The sequence below is a fragment of the Rhodococcus sp. NBC_00294 genome (assembly GCF_036163995.1).
Taxonomy (GTDB): Bacteria; Actinomycetota; Actinomycetes; order Mycobacteriales; family Mycobacteriaceae; genus Rhodococcoides.
Genome location: NZ_CP108043.1, coordinates 3,814,390 through 3,830,815, shown reverse-complemented (window position 1 = coordinate 3,830,815; position 16,426 = coordinate 3,814,390). Strand labels below are relative to the sequence as shown.

The following is a 16,426-nucleotide window of genomic DNA, read 5'->3' as shown; positions in this document are numbered from 1 at the left end:
CCGGATAGGTTGGCTGTTGTGAGGACCCAGCCGCATGTACTCGGAATCGTGCTCGCCGGAGGTGAGGGCAAACGCCTGTATCCGATGACAGCCGATCGCGCGAAGCCCGCGGTCCCGTTCGGTGGTGCGTACCGCCTGATCGACTTCGTGCTGAGCAATCTCGTCAACGCCGGCTATCTGCGGTTGTGCGTTCTGACCCAGTACAAGTCGCACTCGCTCGACCGGCACATCTCCCAGACCTGGCGGCTGTCGGGTTTCGCGGGTGAGTACATCACCCCCGTGCCCGCGCAGCAGCGGCTCGGGCCCCGCTGGTACACCGGCAGTGCCGACGCCATCTTCCAGTCCATGAACCTCGTGTACGACGAGGATCCCGAGTACATCGTCGTGTTCGGTGCGGACCACGTGTACCGCATGGACCCCGAGCAGATGGTGCAGCAGCACATCGATTCCGGTGCCGGTGTCACGGTGGCCGGCATCCGCGTACCGCGCGCCGAGGCAACGGCATTCGGCTGCATCGACAGCGACGCCTCGGGCAACATCACCGAGTTCCTCGAGAAGCCGTCGGACCCGCCCGGAACGCCGGACGACCCCACCATGACGTTCGCGTCGATGGGCAACTACGTCTTCACCACCAAGGTGCTCGTCGATGCCATCCGTGCCGACGCCGAGGACTCGGATTCCGATCACGACATGGGCGGCAACATCATTCCCGCGCTCGTCGCGGCCGGGAAGGCATCGGTCTACGACTTCAAGGACAACGTCGTCCCGGGTGCGACCGAGCGGGACAAGGGCTACTGGCGCGACGTCGGCACCCTGGACGCATTCTACGACGCGCACATGGACCTGGTGTCGGTCCACCCGATCTTCAACCTCTACAACAAGCGGTGGCCGATCCGCGGCGCCGCGGACAACCTGCCGCCCGCCAAGTTCGTGCAGGGCGGTCTGGCTCAGGAGTCGATCGTCGGAGCGGGATCGATCCTGTCCGGCGCGACGGTGCGCAACTCGGTGCTGAGCTCGTCGGTGATCATCGACGCGGGCGCCACCGTGGAGGGCAGCGTCATCATGCCCGGAGTGCGCATCGGTCGTAATGCGGTCGTCCGCAACGCCATCCTGGACAAGAACGTGGTGGTGAACGACGGCGAGATCATCGGCGTCGACCGCGAGCGGGACAGCGAGCGGTTCAACGTGAGCGCCAACGGCGTGGTCGCCGTCGGCAAGGGTGTCTGGATCTAGGTCACTCCGGCACGCGCGAGGCGCACAGCAGGCCGTCGCCGAGGGGAAGGACGACCGCTGTCAGGCTGTCGTTCTCCGCGATGGCGCGGGCGGCCGCGCGGACGGCGACGGTGGCCTCGTCGCGTGACGAGGCGTCCGCGACGCGTCCACCCAGCAACGCGTTGTGCAGGATCAGGGCGCCACCGGGGCGGAGCATCCGTACGCCCTCCGTCACGAATCCGACGTGGTCCCGCGGCGTCGCGTCGACGAACACCAGGTCGTAGGACGCGTCGGCCAGGCGGGGGAGCACGTCGAGGGCGCGGCCGTTGATCAACCGGGTCCGCGATGCCCCGATGCCGCCGGAACGGAACGCCTCCTTGGCGGCGCGCTGATGCTCCGGTTCGGTGTCGATGGTGGTGAGGACCCCGTCGGGCCGCATCCCGTCCAGCAGCCACAGCCCGCTGACGCCGGCGCCGGTTCCGACCTCCACCACCGTGCGCGCTCCGGACAACTGCGCGACCATGCTGAGCACGGCACCGACGGACGCCGGTATCGGCGCGGCGCCCAGATCCACGGCGCGCTCGCGCGCGGCCTGCAGGATCTCGTCCTCCACGACGGAGGCTTCGGCGTAGTGCAGCATCTTGGCGGCGTCGGCAGTCACGAAGGGACCCTAACCCGCCCACGAACTCCTCGCGTCCAGACTCTCAGCCCACACTCAGCCTTCTCACACGGGTCGCACACCTGCCCGCGACATAGTTTCCCTACGCGGGTTCGTCGGATCGTCCTCACGCTTCGGTCGCGCCGAACACGGGTAACACCACATCGCACGTCGACACCACGCCGCGATGATCGCCCGAGTAGGAGGATTGAACGATCCACATGATCACCAGCCCGCGCGAACACGCTGCCCTCACGTCCCCGACCTCCCGCCCCGCCGCCGAGTCCGAACAGACCGTCGACGGTCCCGAGGAGCTGTCCGGCACCGCGGTGTTCGACGCGACCGGAGACGCGACGTCGATGCCGTCCTGGGACGAACTCGTCCGCGAGCACGGTGACCGCGTCTACCGCCTCGCCTACCGGCTGTCCGGCAACGCGCAGGATGCCGAGGACCTCACGCAGGACACCTTCATCCGCGTGTTCCGCTCGCTGCAGAACTACCAGCCCGGCACCTTCGAGGGCTGGCTGCACCGCATCACGACGAACCTGTTCCTGGACATGGTGCGTCGCCGCAACCGCATCCGCATGGAGGCGCTGCCGGAGGACTACGACCGGGTGCCGTCCGACACCCCCGATCCCGAGCAGATCTACCACGACGCCCGGCTCGACCCGGATCTGCAGGCGGCGCTCGACTCGCTCGCTCCCGAGTTCCGTGCAGCCATCGTGCTGTGCGACATCGAGGGTCTGTCCTACGAGGAGATCGGCGCGACCCTGGGGGTCAAGCTCGGCACCGTCCGTAGCCGTATCCACCGTGGCCGCCAGGCGCTGCGCGACCACCTCGCCGCCAGTCGGCGCACCCGCGAGTCGCTGACCTCGGCCGAGTAGCCGCCGGCGCGAGTACCGTTCTGTGGGGAACGGATGCGGACCGGGAACTTCCGGCCGGTGCCGTGCGTTTCACCCCGGGACGATCCGCACATCGGCACGGCATGGAGTGGAGGCAGCATGACTCGGTTTCGTGATCCTCGGCAGTTCAGCCCCACCGACCACCTCGCCAGTGAGGCGGTGGCCGCCTACGTCGACGGCGAACTGCGCATGAACGCCTACCTGCGCGCCGCGCGGCACGTGTCGGAATGCGCTTCCTGTGCCGACGAGGTCCAGGCGCAGCAACAGGCCCGTGTCGCCCTCCAGGGCTCGCCGGAGATGTCCATGCCGTCCTCACTCCTGGGTCTCCTGCACCAGATCCCGCACTGCACGTCTCCCGAGCCCGGCCGATCCGAACCCGGCATCGGCTCCGGCCTGCGTCATGGCCTGGGGTCGGTCGTCGGGTCACGTTTCCGGCGCCGGTAGCGTGCAGAGGTGACTCCAGCCGACGAGTACCGACCGGACCCCACGGCTTCTTCGGCGGACGGGGGAGCACCCGACGACGATGCGCCGCGGCTTCCTCCGCGTCCGCTCTACCGGCCCACCATCGACGCGCACGTGGTGCGGGCGTTCGGTCGCCCCCACGGCATCCGCGATTCCTTCGGTGATGCGCAGACCCGACGACGGGACAGTTCGTCGATCCGCGTCGCGGCGCCCGATCCCGTCCTCACCGAGGCCTTCGGTCGGCCGCCCGGTGTCACCGAATCCCTGGTGCGCGAGCCCGAGGCTCCCGAGGTCGAGCAGGAACCCGAACCTCAGAACCCGTGGCGCGTGCCCTCGTCGGCTGTCACGACGGTCTCGCCCGCGCTCGACGAACCGGAACCCGCGCCGCTGACGCCCGGCACGAGACTGGGTGCGCGGGAAGTACTGTTCGGCCGCCGAGTCTCCGCCGGCGCTCTCGCCTCGCTCGCGGGCGTCGCACTGGTCATCGGTCTGCTCGGCGGCGTCGTCGGTAGTGTCGCGGCCGATCTGGGCGGCTCGCTGACCAGCTCGCGCGTGACCCTGGAACAGGGCGGCAGCGAACTCCCGCAGGGCCAGGTGGCCAGGGTCGCCGAGGCCGTCCTGCCGTCCGTGGTGTCGGTCCAGGAGACGTTCGGCGGCAACGCCGGTACCGGCTCGGGAGTCGTCATCGACGGAGCCGGCTACATCGTCACCAACAACCACGTCATCTCGATGGCTGCGACCAACCCGGGCGCGACGCTCAACGTGACGTTCTCCGACGGCACCAAGGTGCCCGCGCAGATCGTCGGCCGTGACACCAAAACCGATCTGGCCGTTCTGAAGACGGACGTCGCGGACCTCAGCGTCGCCCGACTGGGCCGCTCGTCGGACGTGGCGGTCGGCGACGACGTCGTCGCCGTCGGATCTCCACTGGGACTGAGCAAGACGGTCACCCGCGGCATCGTCAGTGCGCTCGATCGTCCCGTGCGACTGTCCGGGGAGGGCACGGACACCGACGCCGTCATCGACGCGGTCCAGACCGACGCGGCGATCAACCCCGGTAACTCCGGCGGTCCCCTGATCGACGCCGAGGGTCGCGTCATCGGCATCAACTCCGCGATCCGCAGTGAGAGCGGGGGATCGGTGGGTTTGGGCTTCGCCATCCCCATCGACGACGTCACCGAGGTCGCGCAGTCCCTCATCCGGACCGGCGCGATGAATCATCCCGACATCGGCGTCAACGCGCGGTCCGTCGTCAACGACGCGCTCAGCGGTGCGCAGATCGCCAACGTCACCGCCGGTGGCCCCGCTCAGCAGGCGGGTATCGCGGAGGGCGACGTGATCGTCCGCGTCGGCGACCGCACCGTCTCCGGTGCCGACGAGCTGACGGTCGCCGTCCAGGAGCAGGAGATCGGTACGCCGGTGCAGGTGCAACTCGTCCGCTCGGGGCGGACCGTCGACGTGACGGTCACTCCGGTGTCGGATGCGTAAGGTGTAGACGTGTTCTCGAACATCGGCTGGGGCGAGATGATGGTTCTTCTCGTCGCCGCACTCGTCATCCTCGGTCCCGAGCGTCTGCCCGGGGCCATCACGTGGACCACCCGGTCGCTCCGGCAGGTCCGTGACTATGCCAGTGGGGCCAGCCAACAACTCAAGGACGAGCTGGGGACGGACTTCGACGATCTTCGCAAGCCCCTGGCCGACCTGAACCAACTCCGCGGCATGACCCCGCGCGCGGTCATCACCAAGCACCTGCTCGACGGCGACGACTCGATCTTCACCGGGAAGTTCGACGAGAAGCCGCAGTCCGGGACACAGTCGTCGACCCCGCAGTCCGGGACGCCGAACATGACGAAGTCCAGCGGGTCGGCGCCGTTGCCGACCGGGGACCGTCCCCCGATCGACCCCGACGCGACCTAGGTCCTTCCGGCCGTCAGAGGTGCCGGGTGGTGTCGATACCCAGGCTCATGCCCGCGAGGCCGCGACTACGGACCGACAGCTTCTCGGCCACCTCGATCATGGCCTTGGCCGCGGGCGACTCCGGATCGCTGAGCACGATCGGAACGCCCGAGTCGCCGCCCTCGCGCACCGCGGTGTCGAGCGGGATCTGGCCCAGCAGCGGGACCTTCGCGCCGACCGCGGTGGTGAGTCGCTCCGACACGGCCTGGCCGCCGCCGGAACCGAAGATGTCCATCCGCGATCCGTCGGGCAGCTCGAGCCACGACATGTTCTCCACCACCCCGACGACTCGCTGACGCGTCTGCAGGGCGATGGCGCCGGCACGTTCCGCGACCTCGGCCGCGGCCTGCTGCGGGGTGGTCACGACGAGGATCTCGGCGCCGGGGATCAGCTGGGCCACCGAGATGGCGACGTCGCCGGTGCCCGGCGGTAGGTCCAGCAGAAGAATGTCCAGGTCGCCCCAGAACACGTCGGCGAGGAACTGCTGCAGGGCGCGGTGCAGCATGGGACCGCGCCAGACGACGGGCGTGTTGCCCTGCGTGAACTGCGCGATCGAGATCATCTTCACGTCGTGCGCCACGGGCGGCATGATCATGCGCTCGACCTGTGTGGGGCGAGCGTCGGTACCGAGCATGCGGGGCACCGAGTGGCCGTAGATGTCGGCGTCGAGGACGCCCACCGACAGTCCCTTGGCGGCCATCGCGGCGGCCAGGTTGACGGTGACGGACGACTTGCCGACACCGCCCTTCCCCGACGCCACCGCGTACACGCGGGTGAGGGAGCCGGGCTGAGCGAACGGGATGACCGGCTCGGCGGAATCTCCCCGCAACGACTTGCGCAGTTCGGTGCGCTGCTCGTCGTTCATGACGTCGAGCTCCACGCGGATCTCACCGACACCGGCGACGTCGGCCACTGCCTTGCGTACCCGGTCGGAGATCTCCGTCTTCATCGGGCACCCGGCGGTGGTCAGATAGATGCCGACGTCCACGGATCCGTCGTTACCGAGCGCGACACTCTTGACCATGCCGAGTTCGGTGATGGGCTTGCGAATCTCGGGATCGTTCACGCGCGCGAGGGCGCTGCGAACGTCCGATTCGGTGGCTACGGGCATCTCTCCATGGTATGCGGTACCGCGTCAGTGAATTCGGGGCAGGTCCGCTTCGGAGGGGGCGATGCCGGTGGAGTAGGCGACCGACCACGCGACCACGTTGGCCACGTAGGCCATCGAGTTGTTGTAGCGCAGGATCGCCTGTGTGGCCTGGATCGGATCCGCCATGTTCAGGCCGCCGTCGCACAGATACTTCCCGGTGGTGGCGGCGCTGTCGAACAGGTTCTGCGGGTCGGCCCTGCCGTCCCCGTTCCCGTCCGTGGCGTAGTGCTTCCACGTCGCCGGCAGGAACTGCATCGGCCCCACGGCGCGGTCGTACGTGGCGTTGCCGTCGAGCTCGCCGCCGTCGGTGTCCATGATCACGTTGTTGCCGGCGAGGCTGCCGTCCAGGACCGGTCCGAGGATCGGTTCGAACAGCGTTCCGTCGGCACCCGCCTTGCCGTCGTTCGCGTGGGTGGACTCGACCCGGCCGATACCGGCGAGGAGGGCCCAGTTCATCGAGCAACCGGGGGTGGTCTGCGCCAGGAGGGTCTCGGCGCTCTTGTAGGCGGCGACGTTGATGCCCGGGACGCCGAGCGGGCCGGCCGCGAGGGACTCGGGCAGCGCGGGGGCGGGAGCGGGCTCCGGCGCCGGCGGTGCCACGGGCTCGGGCGCGGACTGCGTGGTGGGTGCGGGCGCGACGTCCACCGCCGGGGCCACGTCGGTGGGCTCGAGGGCGGACTCGCTGGCCGTGGTGTGCGTGCGGAGGAACGGGATGTCGGCGCTGGCGCCGTAGCCACTGGCCACGGTGATCGCTCCCGCGGGGATCAGACCGGTCAGCGCGATGACCGTGTTCCGTCGCAGAGTGGAAGACGATCGTTTGCGGTGCCGACCCACGGATACACAACCTCCTCGCCCCCGCGAGACTCGTGATCCGCGACGACTGTTCCCGCCCCGTTCCGGGGCGCTTCCGACCTTTGCTGTCGGAGCGAGGCTACCTGATCCGTTGCCGATCCGTTACCGGCCCGTGATGTGAGCCACGACCGGTCACGGTGTCGTGACGGACGTGTCCTGCTCAGGTGGGGCGGGTGGTGCCACTGGTGCAGGAGGGCACAGGAGACACGGGATCGTGGGGAGCTCGATGACCGGGAGCGGCGGCAGTCCGGGGATGCCGAACGCCGGCGGTGGTGTCACCGGAGTGAGCGAGGTGTCCGGCATCGCGGTGGTCGTGGCGGTGGTCGTCGGGGCCGCGGTCGTGGGATCCGTGACCTCGCCGCCCGCGGCGGCCGCCGCGGCGACGGCCAGCGCGTCCGCGGGGGAGGGCGCCGCCTCGCCGATCCGTCCGACGACAGGGGTGCCGCCGCCGGAGTACGCGGCGGACCAGGCCAGCACGTTGGCGGTGTACGCGGCGGAGTTGTTGTATCGCATGACGGCGGTGGTCGCCTGCGCCGGATTCGTCATGTCCAGGCCGCCCGAGCACAGGTACTTGCCCGCGGCGAGAGCCGCGTCGAAGACGTTGTTCGGATCGCTCCGACCGTCGCCGTTGCCGTCCGAGGCGTAGCCGGCCCAGGTGGCGGGGATGAACTGCATCGGCCCGACCGCACGGTCGTGCCCCGCGTCCCCGTCGAGCGCGCCGCCGTCGGTGTCGGTGATGACCGCGTCCGCGGCCGATCGACCGTCGAGCACCGGGCCCAGCACGGACGTGATCGTGGTGCCGGCGGCATCGGTGCGGCCGCCGCCCGCGTGGCCGGACTCGATGCGCCCGATGGCGGCGAGCAGGTGCCACGGCAGGTGACAGCCCGGTGTCGAGGTGGCGAGCTGGGCCTCGGCGGAGCGGTAGGCCTGCAGGACGAGTTCGGGAATGCCGAGTGCGCCGACGAGCACGGCGGACAGCGGCGCCGCAGCAGCGGCCGGGGCGCCCGCGGGCGCGGCGACGGCTGGTTTCGGGGACCGGAACGCGACCGGTTGCCGATCGGCGGGCTCGACCAGGCCGACTGCGCGCTCCCGTGGTGGGAGTGTGGGCGCCGCAACCGATTCGGCGGCCGCCATCGCGACGGAACCGTGCGCGGAACTCGGCGTCACCGAGCCGGCGGCCAGCGTGACCGCGCTGAGAAGAAGAATCGAGGCACTCAGTGCACCTCCGAGTCGAGAGTCTCGACCGACGCGCATACGACAAACCCCCACGAACACTCGGCTGCGCACTCACCGAGACCCGACGCGCAGTGTGACCGAGGTTACCGTCGCGTGTCCTCGCTGTGGTCGAAACGAGTTGTTTCCTCGACGGAAGGGGCGGCGGCGAACGAGGTGGAGTCCTCGTCGACCGACTTCTTGCGAGACTTCTTGCGCGCCTTCTGTTCCTCGGCCGCCGCCTGCGCGGGATCGAGCAGCGCCGCGCGCAGGTCGTCGAGTTCGCGGCGGAGGTAGTCGCGCGTGGCGACCTCGCCGACCGCGATCCGGAGCGCAGCGAGCTCACGAGCGAGGAACTCGGTGTCCGCCTTGGTCTGCGCGGCGCGCGAGCGATCCTCCTCGAGCGACACCCGGTCGCGGTCGTCCTGCCGGTTCTGAGCGAGCAGGATCAACGGGGCCGCGTAGGCGGCCTGCGTCGAGAACGCCAGATTGAGCAGGATGAAGGGGTAGGGGTCCCACTGCAGGCTCACCGCGAAGACGTTGAGCAGGATCCACACAATGACGATCCCCGTCTGGATCGCCAGGTATCGCCCCGTACCGAGGAATCGCGCGACGTTCTCGCCGGTCCGGCCGACCGAGTCGACGTCGATGTCGAGCTTGAACCGTCGGGATCCGCGTGGAGTGTCGAGGCGCTGTCTGGCGGTCGCCGCCGACTTCTCACTCATGTCCCACGTGCTCCTGTTCGCGCCAGTCGTCGGGAAGAAGGTGGTCCAGGACGTCGTCCACGGTCACGGCGCCGATGAGATGCTCCTCGGCGTCCACGACCGGTCCGCAGACCAGGTTGTACGCCGCGAAGTATCGCGTGACGGCGGCGAGACTGTCGTCCGGGGAGAGCGTCGACAGTGTCGTGTCGATCACGCCGCCGACCAGACTGGCCGGCGGTTCGCGCAGCAACTGTTGGAGATGCACGCAGCCGAGGTAGCGGCCCGTGGGTGTGGCCGTCGGCGGTCGCACGACGAAGACCAGCGACGCGAGGGCGGGCGTGAGGTCGGGGTTGCGCGCACGAGCGAGCGCCTCGGCGACCGTCGCGGACGCGCTCAGCACCACCGGTTCCGGTGTCATCAGACCACCCGCCGTGTCGGGGGAGTGCTCGAGGAGACGTCGCACCGGCTCGGAGTCCTGCGGATCCATCAGGCGCAGCAGCGATTCGGCCTCCGGCTCCGGCAACTCGCCGAGCAGGTCGGCTGCGTCGTCGGGGTCCATGGCCTCGAGCACGTCGGCGGCACGGGCGGGGGCGAGCGCCTGCACCAGGTCGATCTGATCGTCGTCGGGCATCTCCTGGATGACGTCCGCGAGGCGCTGGTCGTCCAGGGCGAAGGCGACCTCGAGTCGCCGCTTCTCCGGGAGGTCGCGGATCGCGTCGGCCACGTCGGCGGGCCGGAGTCCCTCGAACTGGGCGAGAAGCTGTGACACACCCTGACCCGGCAGGGACAGATCGGACCAGGTGAGGCCCTGCACGTTCTGCCAGTCGAGCACGTGGATGCTGCCGCGGCGACCCAGCCGGGTGCGGTGGGGGCGCACGGCGACGCGCGCGATGACCCAGTCCCGCGTGCGGGTCTGCTCGATACCGAGGTCGACGACGACGCAGTCCACGCCGTGCAGGTCCTCGGCGTCCGGATCGTCGGTCCGGACCCGCGAGTCCAGGACCTGGGCCAGGGCCAGCACCTCGCCCGGTCGCTGGACGAAGCGGCGCATACTGACGTTGCCGGTGGTCAGCGTCACCGACGTCGGTTCGACGGCCGTCACGCGCAGCATCGGAACGAAGATCTTGCGCCTCGTGGCCAGATCGACCACGAGGCCGAGGACGCGGGGTTGCTGGCGGCCGACGCGCACGGTCACGACGATGTCGCGGACACGGCCGATGCTCTCACCGTCGGGTCCGAGCACCACGAGGCCCGCGAGCCTGGCGGCGAACACCTTGTTCACTGCTGCCATGGGCGCAACAGTAGACGGGGGCCTCGCACGCGGTGCGGGCCGATAGTGTGCCGTGGTGACCACCACAGTGCCGCGCGCCCGCCTCCGACGCTCCGTGCTCGCCGTGCCGGGCAGCAGTCCGAAGATGATGCGCAAGGCTCTGAGCCTGCCCGCCGACGCCGTCTTCCTGGATCTCGAGGACGCGGTCGCGCCGGCCGCCAAGGCGCAGGCACGCATCGACGTCGCCGACGCGCTCGGATGGGACGGGTGGGGCACGCAGCTCCGGCTCGTGCGGGTCAACGACTGGACGACGGAGGCCACGTTCCGCGATGTGCTCGAGGTGGTCGGACGGGCGGGTGCCCACCTCGACGCCCTCGTCCTGCCCAAGGTGCGCTCGGCCGGTGAGGTGCAGGCGCTCGATCTGCTTCTGACACAACTCGAACGCGAGTCGGACCTGCCCGTCGGCCGCATCGGGATCGAGCCGCAGATCGAGGACGCCGTGGGTCTGCTCCACATCGACGCCGTCGCGACGGCCTCGCCGCGGGTGCAGACCCTGGTGTTCGGGCCGGGTGACTTCATGGCCGACGTCGGCATGCGCACCCTCACGGTGGGGGAGCAGCCGCCCGGCTACGAGCGCGGCGACGCCTACCACCACGTGCTGATGACGATCTTGCTGTCGGCCCGGGCCCACGGGCTCCAGGCCATCGACGGACCCTGGGTGCAGGTCCGCGACACCGACGGGTTCACCCGCGCCGCCCGGCATTCCGCGGCTCTGGGCTACGACGGCAAGTGGGTGCTGCACCCCTCGCAGATCGACATCGCCAACGAGACGTTCTCGCCGCGTCAGGCCGACGTCGACCGCGCCCACGACATCGTCGAGACCTACCGTCGGTACCTCTCCGTCGACGGGGGAGCGCGCGGGGCCGTCATGGTGGGGGACGAGATGGTCGACGAGGCGGGTCATCGAATGGCTCGGGCCCTCGTCGAGGCCGCCGACGCGGCCGGCATGGTGCGCAGCGGTGCGCGGCCCGCACCGGACCCCACGACCGACCCGCCAGCAGGCACAATGGAGTCATGACGAACCCCATGTCGCAGTCCGGCCGCCCCGGACAGGGCCTCCCCACCCCGCCGTCGGGCTGGCCCATCGGTTCCTATCCCACCTACGCCGAGGCGCAGCGCGCGGTCGACTACCTCTCCGATCAGGAGTTCTCGGTCCAGGACGTCACCATCGTGGGTGTCGACCTCATGCAGGTCGAGCGTGTCATCGGTCGCCTCACCTGGGCCAAAGTGATTGGCGGCGGCATCATCTCGGGCGCCTGGCTCGGTGTCTTCCTCGGACTCGTTCTCGGAATCATCACGAACACCAACTACCTGAGCGCGCTCCTCGTCGGTGTGCTGGGCGGCATCGTCTTCGGACTGATCTCGGCCACCATTCCCTACGCGGCGACGAAGGGGCAGCGCGACTTCGCGTCGACGATGCAGTTGGTCGCGGGGCGGTACGACGTGCTGTGCGAGCCGAAGACGGCCGAGAAGGCGCGCGATCTGCTGGCGCGTCTCGCCATCTGACCTCTCACCACCGACCCGTCGGTACCGAAAGCATCACGGGATTGCAACAAGCCACCGTTTTCCTCTCAGCTTTCGACTAGGTTCCACTTCGCAGGGAATGCGTGTCCAACGAAGCACACGCTGCGGAGTCGGGCCGACTGTGGCGCCTTCTCTTGCGGCAGAGGAGGCGGTCGTGCCGAAGAGGTACAGGGCGAGGAAACTCGCAGCGACAGGGGCCGCCGCGGTGGTGGCCGGAAGTCTGTTGGCGGGGTGTGGATCCTCCGACGACGGAATCGTGTTGAGCTTCTACACCGCCGCCGATGGCGCGGAGCAGTACGCGGCGGCGGCGCAGGCGTGCACCGAGCAGTCGGGCGGCGCGTACCGGGTGGAGCAGCGCACGCTCCCCAAGAGCGCCAACGATCAGCGCCTGCAGCTCGCTCGCCGTCTGGCGGGCAACGACCGCACGCTCGATCTGATGACACTCGACGTGGTCTGGACCGCCGAGTTCGCCGAAGCCGGTTGGGCACTGCCGGTTCCGGACGATCTCGAGGCGAAGCTGCGTGACGGATCGGTGCTCGAGGGCCCGCTCGCCACCGCCGAGTGGCTCGACCCCGAGACAGAGCAGAAGGACAAGCTGTACGCGGTCCCGCTGAACTCCAACACCCAGTTGCTCTGGTACCGCCCGGACATGGTGCCGAACGGCCAGCCCCCGGCGACGTGGGACGACCTCATCGCCACCGCCGGCGAGAACGCCGCCTCCGGCAAGCCCGCGGCCATCGGTGTGCAGGCGAAGCAGTACGAGGGCTTCATGGTCTGGTTCAACACCCTCCTCGAGAGTGCCGGCGGATCCGTCGTCGGCGAGGACGGCACCACCGTGACACTGAACGACACCCCCGAGCACCGCGCGGCCACCGAGAAGGCGCTCTCGATCATCAAGAGCGTCGCGACCGCTCCCGGCGCCGACCCCTCGGTCTCCCAGAGTGACGAGGGCACAGCACGTCTCGGCGTCGAGGCGGGCACCATGTTCGCCGAGGTGAACTACCCGTTCGTGCTCCCCGGACTCAAGGAGAACGCCGCCGCGGGCGGCGTGTCCTTCCTCGACCTGTCCACCGTTCCCGCCGACCAGCAGGACGCGGCGGTGAACGAGGTGTTCCGCAGCGCGCCGTACCCCTCGGTGAACCCCGGTGAGCCCGCCAAGGTCACCATCGGCGGGTTCAACATCGGTGTCGCCAAGACCACCGAGCATCCCGACGAGGCGTGGGCCGCCGTCGCGTGCCTGACCGATGAGCAGAACCAACGCAACAACGCCGTCGACGGCGGTGTGCCGCCGGTGATCCGCTCGCTCTACGACGATCCCGAGTTCCAGGCCGCCTACCCGGCATGGGAGGGCGTTCTCGGCTCGATCGAGAGTGCCGCGGTCCGACCGGTGTCGCCCGCGTACCAGTCCATCTCGATCCTCCTGACCGACGCGCTCAACCCCCCGCAGGACATCGATCCCGTGGGAGACGTCGACAGGCTCGCCGATCTGGTCCGCCAGGCCGTGAACTCCGAAGGGCTGATCCCATGACCGTCACCGACGAGCCCCGACGCCCGCAGAAGCACGCCAAGGCGGCCGAGGCGGTGTCCGAGGGCAAGAAGGCGGAGCGCCGACTGGGGCTCCTGCTGGTCGCTCCCGCCGCGATCCTGATGATCGCCGTCACCGCGTATCCCATCATCTACGCCTTCTGGCTGAGTCTGCAGAAGTACAACCTGGCATTCCCGGACGACAAGGAATTCGTCGGCCTGTCCAACTACGTCTCCGTCCTCACCGACGGCTACTGGTGGACGGCGTTCGCGGTGACCGTGGGCATCACCGTCATCTCGGTGATCATCGAGTTCGTCCTCGGCCTCGCGGTCGCGTTGGTCATGCACCGCACCATCTTCGGGCGCGGCGTCGTTCGCACCGTCGTGCTGATCCCGTACGGCATCGTCACCGTCGCCGCCGCGTACAGCTGGTACTACGCGTGGACACCGCAGACCGGCTACCTGGCCAACCTGCTTCCCGAGGGCAGTGCGCCTCTGACACAGCAGCTTCCGTCGCTCGCCATCGTCGTGCTCGCCGAGGTGTGGAAGACGACGCCGTTCATGGCACTGCTGCTGCTCGCCGGTCTCGCGCTCGTTCCCGACGATCTGCTCAAGGCGGCCCAGGTGGACGGCGCCGGCGCGTGGACCCGACTGATCCGCATCATCATCCCGTTGATGAAGCCGGCCATCCTCGTGGCGCTGCTGTTCCGCACGCTCGACGCGTTCCGCATCTTCGACAACATCTACGTTCTGACGAAGGGCAGCAACAGCACCGGTTCGGTGTCGATCCTCGGGTACGACAACCTCTTCGGGGCGTTCAACCTCGGTATCGGGTCGGCCATCAGCGTGCTGATCTTCTTCTGCGTGGCCATCATCGCCTTCGTCTTCATCAAACTGTTCGGGGCCTCCGCACCCGGCTCCGACGCGGAAGGACGCTGACCCATGGCAGCCACCACGAAGACGAAGGCCGGCTGGTCGATCGTCAACCTTCTCGTCCTGCTGTACGCGTTGATCCCGCTCGTGTGGATCATCAGCCTGTCGTTCAAGCCGGTGGCGAACATCGCCGACGGCAAGTTCATCCCGACGACGTGGACGTTGGACAACTACAAGGGCATCTTCCAGACGTCCCAGTTCACCAGCGCACTGATCAACTCCATCGGCATCGGTCTCATCACCACGCTCATCGCGGTGGTCATCGGCACGATGGCGGCCTACGCCGTCGCTCGTCTCGACTTCCCCGGCAAGAAGCTCCTCGTCGGCGCCGCGCTGCTCATCGCGATGTTCCCCCAGATCTCGCTCGTCACACCGCTGTTCGACATCGAGCGTGCGCTGGGCCTGTTCGACACCTGGCCGGGCCTGATCATCCCGTACATCACGTTCGCGCTCCCGCTCGCCATCTACACGCTGTCGGCGTTCTTCCGTGAGATCCCCTGGGAGCTGGAGAAGGCCGCCAAGATGGACGGTGCCACCCCGGGACAGGCGTTCCGCAAGGTCATCGCACCGCTCGCGGCACCGGGCATCGTCACCGCGGCGATCCTCGTCTTCATCTTCGCGTGGAACGACCTGCTGCTCGCCATCTCGTTGACGGCCACCGAGCGTTCGGTCACGGTGCCGGCAGCGATCTCACAGTTCACCGGTAGTTCGCAGTTCGAGGAACCGACGGGCTCGATCGCGGCTGCGGCCGTGGTCATCACCATCCCGATCATCATCTTCGTCCTGTTCTTCCAACGTCGTATCGTGGCGGGCCTGACGTCCGGCGCAGTGAAGGGATAAGTCCATGGCCGAAATCGTTCTCGACAAAGTGACCAAGCTGTACCCGGACGGTGCCGCGGCGGTGAGCGACGTCGACATCACCATCGCCGACGGCGAGTTCATCATCCTGGTCGGACCCTCCGGCTGCGGAAAGTCCACCACGCTCAACATGATCGCCGGCCTCGAGGACATCTCGAGCGGCGAGCTGCGCATCGCCGGTGAGCGCGTGAACGAGCGGGCACCGAAGGATCGCGACATCGCGATGGTGTTCCAGTCGTACGCGCTCTACCCCCACATGACGGTGCGCGACAACATCGCCTTCCCCCTCACACTCGCCAAGATGAGCAAGGAGGACATCGCGAAGAAGGTCGACGACGCCGCCCGCATCCTCGACCTGGGCCAGCACCTCGACCGCAAGCCGTCCAACCTCTCCGGTGGTCAGCGTCAGCGCGTCGCGATGGGACGCGCGATCGTCCGCAGCCCCAAGGCGTTCCTCATGGACGAGCCGCTGTCGAACCTCGACGCCAAGCTGCGCGTGCAGATGCGGACCGAGATCGCCCAGCTGCAGAAGCGTCTCGAGACCACCACGGTGTACGTGACGCACGACCAGACCGAGGCCATGACGCTCGGCGACCGCGTCGTCGTGCTCCGCGGCGGACTGGTGCAGCAGATCGGCTCGCCGCAGGAGCTCTACGATCACCCTCGAAACCTGTTCGTGGCGGGCTTCATCGGGTCGCCGTCCATGAATTTCGTGTCGGGTCGTCTGACGGACGGCGGGGTCACCACCTCGCTCGGCGAGATCCGGTTGAGCGACGAGGCGCGGCAGAAGATCGCCTCGAAGAACGCGAAGGGGGACGTCGTCGTCGGCATCCGCCCCGAGCATCTCGAGGACGCCTCGCTCGTCGAGTCGTACCAGAAGATCAACGGCAGCACGTTCTCGGCGCGAGTCGAGGTGCTGGAGTCGATGGGGTCGGACAAGTACATCTACTTCTCCGCCGAGGGCCCCAAGGTCACCTCGCGCGAACTCGACGAGCTGGCCGCGGACTCCGGCACGGACGGCGGCCAGTTGGTCGCTCGACTCTCGGCCGAGTCCGCCGCTCGCATGGGTGAGTCCATCGAGCTGTGGTTCGACCAGAAGCGCGTGTCGGTGTTCGACGTCGAGTCGGGTGCCAACCTGACGCTCTGACC

Annotated in this window: 17 protein-coding genes; 11 read left to right on the top strand and 6 right to left on the bottom strand. The window is 68.7% G+C overall.

Going from position 1 to position 16,426, the window contains the following annotated elements:
- Positions 1–18 precede the first annotated feature (18 nt).
- The gene (gene glgC / locus OHB23_RS17825) at positions 19–1,233 is read left to right on the top strand and encodes a glucose-1-phosphate adenylyltransferase (protein WP_027503860.1); all 1,215 of its coding nucleotides are present in this window, start codon (positions 19–21) and stop codon (positions 1,231–1,233) included.
- Position 1,234: 1 nt separating this feature from the next.
- Here the strand turns inward: glgC and OHB23_RS17820 are convergent, their stop codons facing one another.
- Positions 1,235–1,852, bottom strand: a complete 618-nt coding sequence (locus tag OHB23_RS17820; RefSeq protein ID WP_027503859.1) for an O-methyltransferase — start codon at positions 1,850–1,852, stop codon at positions 1,235–1,237.
- Positions 1,853–2,091: 239 nt separating this feature from the next.
- On the opposite strand from OHB23_RS17820, the gene sigE reads away from it, so the two are divergent.
- The 4 genes from sigE (at position 2,092) to tatB (ending at position 5,151) form a co-directional block, all read left to right on the top strand.
- Positions 2,092–2,754, top strand: coding sequence for an RNA polymerase sigma factor SigE (gene sigE, locus OHB23_RS17815; protein ID WP_204866810.1), 663 nt, complete (start codon positions 2,092–2,094; stop codon positions 2,752–2,754).
- 117 nt (positions 2,755–2,871) lie between these two features.
- On the top strand, positions 2,872–3,216 hold the full coding sequence (locus tag OHB23_RS17810) for a hypothetical protein (protein ID WP_056442598.1): 345 nt from the start codon (positions 2,872–2,874) through the stop codon (positions 3,214–3,216).
- Positions 3,217–3,225: 9 nt separating this feature from the next.
- The gene (locus tag OHB23_RS17805) at positions 3,226–4,722 is read left to right on the top strand and encodes a S1C family serine protease (RefSeq protein WP_373425231.1); all 1,497 of its coding nucleotides are present in this window, start codon (positions 3,226–3,228) and stop codon (positions 4,720–4,722) included.
- Positions 4,723–4,731: 9 nt separating this feature from the next.
- Positions 4,732–5,151: a Sec-independent protein translocase protein TatB gene (gene tatB, locus OHB23_RS17800; protein ID WP_027503856.1), complete on the top strand. Its 420-nt coding sequence runs from the start codon at positions 4,732–4,734 to the stop codon at positions 5,149–5,151.
- A gap of 13 nt (positions 5,152–5,164) precedes the next feature.
- On the opposite strand, the gene OHB23_RS17795 is transcribed toward tatB, so the two are convergent.
- The 5 genes from OHB23_RS17795 to OHB23_RS17775 all read right to left on the bottom strand — a co-directional run bounded on the left by OHB23_RS17795 (position 5,165) and on the right by OHB23_RS17775 (position 10,399).
- The gene (locus OHB23_RS17795) at positions 5,165–6,301 is read right to left on the bottom strand and encodes an Mrp/NBP35 family ATP-binding protein (protein WP_027503855.1); all 1,137 of its coding nucleotides are present in this window, start codon (positions 6,299–6,301) and stop codon (positions 5,165–5,167) included.
- Positions 6,302–6,325: 24 nt separating this feature from the next.
- Positions 6,326–7,174, bottom strand: coding sequence for a lytic transglycosylase domain-containing protein (locus OHB23_RS17790; RefSeq protein ID WP_027503854.1), 849 nt, complete (start codon positions 7,172–7,174; stop codon positions 6,326–6,328).
- A 150-nt stretch (positions 7,175–7,324) separates the two neighbouring features.
- A complete protein-coding gene (locus tag OHB23_RS17785; protein WP_222638155.1) occupies positions 7,325–8,446 on the bottom strand; it encodes a lytic transglycosylase domain-containing protein in 1,122 nt (373 codons plus the stop codon).
- A gap of 65 nt (positions 8,447–8,511) precedes the next feature.
- Positions 8,512–9,129 carry a DUF1003 domain-containing protein gene (locus tag OHB23_RS17780; RefSeq protein ID WP_081821023.1) on the bottom strand — a complete coding sequence of 206 codons (618 nt, stop codon included), beginning with the start codon at positions 9,127–9,129 and terminating at the stop codon, positions 8,512–8,514.
- Entirely contained in the window at positions 9,122–10,399 is a 1,278-nt protein-coding gene (locus OHB23_RS17775) for a magnesium transporter MgtE N-terminal domain-containing protein (RefSeq protein ID WP_027503853.1), read from the bottom strand. The genes OHB23_RS17780 and OHB23_RS17775 overlap by 8 nt, the downstream gene beginning before the upstream one ends.
- Before the next feature lie 55 nt (positions 10,400–10,454).
- Between OHB23_RS17775 and OHB23_RS17770 the strand changes: the two genes are divergently transcribed.
- From OHB23_RS17770 to OHB23_RS17745, 6 genes are all read left to right on the top strand, one after another.
- Complete coding sequence (locus OHB23_RS17770) at positions 10,455–11,456, top strand: HpcH/HpaI aldolase/citrate lyase family protein (RefSeq protein ID WP_268788555.1); 1,002 nt, start codon at positions 10,455–10,457, stop codon at positions 11,454–11,456.
- Positions 11,453–11,944, top strand: a complete 492-nt coding sequence (locus OHB23_RS17765; protein ID WP_027503852.1) for a general stress protein — start codon at positions 11,453–11,455, stop codon at positions 11,942–11,944. Before OHB23_RS17770 ends, OHB23_RS17765 begins: the two co-directional genes overlap by 4 nt.
- 172 nt (positions 11,945–12,116) lie before the next feature.
- Positions 12,117–13,490 (top strand): extracellular solute-binding protein, encoded by a 1,374-nt coding sequence (locus OHB23_RS17760; RefSeq protein ID WP_231476097.1) that lies wholly within the window; start codon positions 12,117–12,119, stop codon positions 13,488–13,490.
- Positions 13,487–14,425 carry a carbohydrate ABC transporter permease gene (locus OHB23_RS17755; RefSeq protein ID WP_027503850.1) on the top strand — a complete coding sequence of 313 codons (939 nt, stop codon included), beginning with the start codon at positions 13,487–13,489 and terminating at the stop codon, positions 14,423–14,425. The genes OHB23_RS17760 and OHB23_RS17755 overlap by 4 nt, the downstream gene beginning before the upstream one ends.
- A 3-nt stretch (positions 14,426–14,428) precedes the next feature.
- A complete protein-coding gene (locus tag OHB23_RS17750; RefSeq protein ID WP_027503849.1) occupies positions 14,429–15,259 on the top strand; it encodes a carbohydrate ABC transporter permease in 831 nt (276 codons plus the stop codon).
- Between the two features lie 4 nt (positions 15,260–15,263).
- Entirely contained in the window at positions 15,264–16,424 is a 1,161-nt protein-coding gene (locus OHB23_RS17745) for an ABC transporter ATP-binding protein (RefSeq protein WP_328810042.1), read from the top strand.
- The last annotated feature ends 2 nt before the right edge of the window (positions 16,425–16,426 follow it).